4 protein-coding genes are annotated in these 5,747 nt (G+C 68.7%); 3 read left to right on the top strand and 1 reads right to left on the bottom strand.

The window, feature by feature from the left end; all coding sequences use genetic code 11:
• Positions 1–142: 142 nt before the first annotated feature.
• Positions 143–1,573, bottom strand: a complete 1,431-nt coding sequence (purB, locus tag BUC15_RS18305; protein WP_084189739.1) for an adenylosuccinate lyase — start codon at positions 1,571–1,573, stop codon at positions 143–145.
• A 184-nt stretch (positions 1,574–1,757) separates the two neighbouring features.
• On the opposite strand from purB, the gene BUC15_RS18300 reads away from it, so the two are divergent.
• The 3 genes from BUC15_RS18300 to BUC15_RS21325 all read left to right on the top strand — a co-directional run bounded on the left by BUC15_RS18300 (position 1,758) and on the right by BUC15_RS21325 (position 5,662).
• Positions 1,758–3,224 carry an outer membrane protein assembly factor BamB family protein gene (locus BUC15_RS18300; protein WP_073191417.1) on the top strand — a complete coding sequence of 489 codons (1,467 nt, stop codon included), beginning with the start codon at positions 1,758–1,760 and terminating at the stop codon, positions 3,222–3,224.
• An 89-nt stretch (positions 3,225–3,313) separates the two neighbouring features.
• On the top strand, positions 3,314–5,095 hold the full coding sequence (locus BUC15_RS18295) for a glycoside hydrolase family 15 protein (RefSeq protein ID WP_073191414.1): 1,782 nt from the start codon (positions 3,314–3,316) through the stop codon (positions 5,093–5,095).
• Positions 5,096–5,221: 126 nt separating this feature from the next.
• Positions 5,222–5,662: a type II toxin-antitoxin system Phd/YefM family antitoxin gene (locus tag BUC15_RS21325; RefSeq protein ID WP_084189738.1), complete on the top strand. Its 441-nt coding sequence runs from the start codon at positions 5,222–5,224 to the stop codon at positions 5,660–5,662.
• The last annotated feature ends 85 nt before the right edge of the window (positions 5,663–5,747 follow it).

Below are 5,747 nucleotides of genomic sequence, written 5' to 3'. Positions count from 1 at the left end.
AAGAACCTGTGGTCAAGACCCTGCACCGTGCGCCAGAAGGTTTCGACACGCCTGCTCGCTAGCGCTCGCCGGGCGGCTCAACCAACGGCGACGCGCCTTGCTCGGACCTCACGGCGCGACTCAACCACCGCTGAGACACTCCTCAGAGCACCGCCCCCGGGACGTAGGCCGCCGCCTCGGGATCGGCTGCGACGACCTCGGCGACCCTCTCGGCGATCCGGGCGACCTGCGCCTGCGCCGTCCCCGCCAGCTCCAGCGGGGAGACGATCAGCGCGTCCAAATCGGCGCGACTCAGGCCGAGCCTCTCATCCGAGGCGAGCCGGTCGAGCAGGTCGTTGGTGCGGGCGCCCTTGCGCAGGTCGAGCGCGACGGCCACCGCATGTTCCTTGATCGCCTCATGCGCGACCTCCCGCCCGACCCCCTTGCGGACGGCGGCCATCAGCACCTTGGTGGTGGTCAGGAACGGCAGGTAGCGCTGCAACTCAGCCTCGATCACCGCGGGAAAGGCGCCGAAGTCCGCGAGCACCGTTAGGAACGTCTCGAAGAGCCCATCCAGCGCGAAGAACGAATCCGGCAACGCGATGCGGCGCACCACGGAGCAGGAGACGTCGCCCTCGTTCCACTGGTCCCCGGCCAGCTCGCCGATCATCGACACGTAGCCGCGCAACACGACGGCCAGGCCGTTGACCCGCTCACACGAGCGGGTGTTCATCTTGTGAGGCATGGCCGACGACCCGACCTGCCCCTCCTTGAAGCCCTCCGTGACCAACTCCAGGCCTGCCATCAGCCGGATCGTGGTGGCCACGTTCGACGGTGCCGCCGCGACCTGCGCGAGCGCGGTGACGGCGTCGTAGTCGAGGGAGCGCGGGTAGACCTGGCCCGTGGAGGTGAGCACCTGCGCGAAGCCCAACTCGTCGGCGATCCGGCGCTCCAGCTCGGCGAGCTTGTCGGCATCCCCGCCGAGGAGGTCGAGCATGTCCTGAGCCGTGCCGACTGGCCCCTTGATGCCACGCGCCGGGTAGCGCCCGATCAGGTCGTCGAGGCGGGCAAGGGCCACAAGCAGTTCGTCGGCGGCCGTCGCGAACCGCTTGCCGAGCGTGGTCAGCTGCGCGGCGACGTTGTGCGAGCGGCCGGTGAGCGGCTGATCGGCGTACTGCGTGGCGAGTCGGGCCAGCTGGGCGAGCGCCGCGACGACGCGTCCGTGGATCAGGCGAAGCGATTCGAGCACCTGCAACTGCTCGATGTTCTCGGTGAGGTCGCGGGATGTCATGCCCTTGTGGATGTGTTCGAAGCCTGCCAGGGCGTTGAACTCCTCGATGCGAGCCTTGACGTCATGGCGGGTGATCCGCTCGCGCGCGTCGATCGAGCCGAGGTCCACCTGGTCGATGACCCGCTCGTAGGCCGCGATGACCTGATCCGCGTCGGCCCCGCCGAAGTCGACGCCGAGGTCACGCTGGGCACGAAGCACCGCGAGCCACAGCCTGCGCTCGGAGACGATCTTGGCCTCGGGGGCCCAGATGGCGCGCATCTGCGTGGAGGCGTAACGGTTGGCGAGGACATTGGGGACGCTCATGGGCGGCAGTCTACCGACGGGGCCGCGGCGGCCGAATCCACGCTGAAAGCCGGGTAGCTGAGCGAGGCGTCGACGGCGCCAGATGGACTGATCCGTTTCTCCGGTCGGTGCAGCACCCCGGAAGTTATCCACAACCTGTCCCAACCGGTCACCAACCGTGCCGATCACATTTTAGGTTTCGTTCATGGCTACCTACCAACATGCGGCCCGACCGCTCATCGTCTGCCTCGCCACGGTTCTTCTCCTGACCGGCTGCGCCGCGATCACGCCACGCACCGGTTCCTCGTCCCATCGGCAGGACGCGTCGTCGCAGTCCGTGGCCACTCCCGTCCCTTCTCCCGAGCCTTCGGTGGCCTCGACCGTCTGGGAGTCGGAGGTCGACGTAGTGGGAGACCCGGTCGTCCTCGACGACGTGATCGTGGCCTACCTCAAGACGGCGGGCGGGGTGATCCTGACAGGGATCGATCCGCTCACCGGTGACCAGCTCTGGCGCCGGGCGGTCAGCCCAGCCGGCGACTCCTGGTTCGCGCTCGACAAACCGGCGATGCTTGTCCGCGACGGGCGGATCTGGGTGGCCGCGGCATCCGCCACGGGAGCGGGCAGGCACCGGGTGGTCCTGATGGATGCCATGACAGGCAAGGAACAGGACATCGGCAGCGCGTCGCTCTGGGTGAGGCGGCTGCCACATCCATGCCCCTCCGACGAGGACGTCTTCTGTCTGCAGGCCTATCTTCCGGATGCCGACGAGGCGACGGCCTTCGTGCTGGATCCGGGCGTCCCGGCCCTCACCGCCCTTCCCGAGACGGATCGCACCTTCCAAGGCCGCCACGTCTTCACCCGCGATGGCGAGGACAGCGATTCGGTCGGCTACCTCGACGGCACCGGTGTCGTCTGGGAACAGGCCTACACCGCGCTGTTCGGCCCGGATGCCGAGGTCGACCCCAACAACGCGGCCTGGCACGATTCGGGCTCATCGCCCATCATCGTCGGCGAGGGTGGCCTTGCCATGCCCGACGATCCGGCGGTGGGTGATCGCAGCACCCTCGCCATGACCTCGACGGTGGGACTCGACCGGGCAACGGGGAAGCTCCTCTGGAGCGTCCCCGGTGCCGAGCGGTGTTTTGAAGAACCGGAGCCTGAACCGACGCCGGATATCTTCATCGCCTGCCAGGTGACCGCCGGCGAACTTGTCATCACCGAGAGCAGCGAGACCGGCTTCTCCTACAAGGTCGAGGGACGGGAAGAGCAACTCGTCGGCATCGACCGGGCGACCGGGAGGATCCTGTGGACCCAGCCCTTCGTCCCCGCAGACGAAGAAGCCCCGCGCCAGTTCCTGCCCAACGGAACACGTGCGGTCATCCCCGTCGAGGGATTGGGTGTGCAGGTCGTCGACCTCACCACCGGCGAGGCCACGCCTGTTCCACCGGGCGCGGAGTTGGCCTGCCGAACTTGGCGGGACAATGTCACCCTGACCAGAAGCAACGGCGACAGCTTCCAGTACGTGGCGGGGCACGGAGTCAACCCCTGCGACGCTGCCGGCGAGGCGTTGACTGCCTGGTCCCCGGAGTCGTTGGCCTGGGGTGGGCAACGTGCCGGCGAGCTCTACATCGTTGCGGGCGAAGATTCACTGGCCGCCTACCGGGTCAGCTGAGCCAGGGCCCCGGCCGCGACACGTCCCCGACCCCGAGCCCGCCAAGGCATCGGCCCCCACGCAGGTGCCCGCCGCGGCAGAATCGAACCATGAGCACTCCCATCGAGGACTACGCGCTGCTGAGCAACTGCCGCACCGCGGCGCTGGTTTCCCTCCACGGCGACCTCGACTGGTTGTGTGTGCCCCGCTTCGATTCAGGCTCGGTGTTCGGCGCGCTCCTGGGCGATGAGCGACACGGGCGCTGGTCGCTTCGCCCGACCGATCCCGACGCCCGGGTGGCGCGGCGCTACGACGGCGACACCTTCATCCTGGTTACCACCTGGGCCACCAACACCGGGTCGGCCCAGGTGATCGATGCGATGCCGATCGGCGACGACACCGTCGTCGTACGGCGCGTTGTCGGGCTCGAGGGGGTGGTCGAGCTCGGCTGCGACGTGCGCTTCCGGTTCGACTACGCCAGGGCGATCCCGTGGGTCCACCAGGTCGGCACCGAATCCGCCCCCTGCCTGCGCGCCATCGCCGGCCCGGATTCGCTTGAGTTGCGCGGCCTCCAATTCCGTGGCCACCACCACCGACACACGGCCGAGTTCTCCATCGCGGCGGGCCAGACCCGCGACCTGACGTTGCTCTGGCGGCCCTCGTACCTTCCGGGCGCAACGCCACGCCACGTCGACGAGATGCTGGAGGACACCAGGCGTTGGTGGCAGGGCTGGAGCGACCAGACCGAGCACGACGGTCCGTACCTGACCGAGGTCACCAGGTCACTGCTGGTGCTGCGCGCCCTCACCGACGAGCAGACCGGCGGGATCGTCGCCGCGGCCACCACGTCGCTGCCCGAGTCGATCGGCGGTGAACGCAATTGGGACTACCGCTACGTGTGGCTGCGCGACGCGGCGCTGACGCTTGAGGCGCTGATCGCCCACGGCTTCGTCGAGATCGCACACCAATGGCGCGACTGGCTGCTCCGCGCGGTCGCGGGGGATCCGGCCCAGATCCAGATCATGTACGGCCTGGCTGGCGAGCGCGACCTGCCGGAGCGCGAGCTGACGAGCCTGCCAGGCTACGAGGGGTCGGCCCCGGTGCGGATCGGAAACGGTGCCGTCACGCAGTTCCAGGCCGACGTCATCGGCGAGGTGTTGGTGGCGCTCGACGCCGCTCGGCGCGCAGGGCTGAAGGAGGACCGCTTCTCCTGGTCGCTGCAACAGGCTCTCGTCGAGCAGGCCATCGACCGGATCGACGTTCCCGATCAGGGCTTGTGGGAGACGCGCGACGCACCCGCGATGTACACGCACTCGCGGGTCATGGTGTGGGCGGCGCTCGACACCATGTCGCGGGCCGCGCGCACGAACGGCCTCCGCGGGGATATCGAGCGCTGGGAGGAACAGCGCGACAGGCTGCGCGCCGAGATCGATGCCCGCGGCTACGACGCGGAGCGCGGCCACTTCGTGCAGCACTACGGCTCGACCGCCGTCGACGGGGCGCTGTTGCTCCTGCCGCAGGTCGGCTACTGCACCGCGGACGACCCGCGGATGCTCGGGACGGTCGCTGAGATCGAGCGACGACTGATCCACGACGGGTTCGTCATGCGGTACAGCACCGACGACGGCGTCGCAGGCGGCGAGAACGCCTTCCTGGCCTGCACGTTCTGGCTAGTCGAGCAGTATGCGATGGTGGGCCGTCTCGACGACGCGGCGATCCTGATGGAGCGCGCCTGCGCGACGGCCAACGACCTCTGCCTGCTGAGCGAGGAGTACGACCCCAGGGCCCGACGCCAGACCGGCAACGTGCCGCAGGCTTTCTCGCACCTGGCCCTGGTACGGGCCGCCGACGCCATCGGGGGGCACGGAGGCCGGGCGAGGCACCGTAGGTAGGGCGCACGCCTGCCGAGTCCTGACCGGCACCGACCCTCTGGCCTCCAGCCTCCACAGGCGGTCCGCGTCCCAGGCCTCCTCGGTTAGGCCCAACTCCCCCATCGGGACGTCGGTGCTCATCGACCGATGCAGCCCGGCCACATCATCCAGCATCGAATCCGGCAAGGGCCCGAACACCGTGACGCAGTCATAGTCAGACGACGCCGCGGCCCGGGCCTCCGCAAGGTCCCCGTACAGGCCGGGCTGGTCCGGAAGTTCGGCGCGAGACACCCCGGGCTCCATAGTTCGCCGCTACGAGCGGCCACGCGCCGAGAGGCGTTCTGGGGCCCGGCACTCAGTGCCCCAGTTCGAGACCTGCGCAACCACAGCGCAGAAGTCCTGAGGCGTGTATCCCGCGGGGAGCGTCTGACTGTCACAAAGGATGGTGAGGCGGTTGCGCAGGTGATTCCGCTGCCCCGGAGAACCTCACGCGTCGAGGAACTGGTGGAACGCCGACGCCATCTTCCCCAAGTGAACCCTGCCAGGCTTCTCGCGGACATCGATCAGTGGCTGGACCCCACACTGTGAGCCACCCGAGCGAGGAGGGCATCCTGGACACGTCCACAGTCATCCTGTTGGGGCAACTGGATCCGTCCAGCCTCCCTGAAGAGCC

Source organism: Tessaracoccus bendigoensis DSM 12906, from assembly GCF_900141915.1.
In the GTDB taxonomy this organism is placed as follows: domain Bacteria; phylum Actinomycetota; class Actinomycetes; order Propionibacteriales; family Propionibacteriaceae; genus Arachnia; species Arachnia bendigoensis.
The sequence above is the reverse complement of the archived record's forward strand: the minus strand, read 5'-3'. Positions and strand labels throughout refer to the sequence as shown.

Coding starts and splice junctions, on each gene's coding strand:
- BUC15_RS18295 (WP_073191414.1), top strand. CDS start 3,314: ATGAGCACTCCCATCGAGGACTACGCGCTGCTGAGCAACTGCCGCACC.
- BUC15_RS18300 (WP_073191417.1), top strand. CDS start 1,758: ATGGCTACCTACCAACATGCGGCCCGACCGCTCATCGTCTGCCTCGCC.
- BUC15_RS21325 (WP_084189738.1), top strand. CDS start 5,222: ATGCAGCCCGGCCACATCATCCAGCATCGAATCCGGCAAGGGCCCGAA.
- purB (WP_084189739.1), bottom strand. CDS start 1,573: ATGAGCGTCCCCAATGTCCTCGCCAACCGTTACGCCTCCACGCAGATG.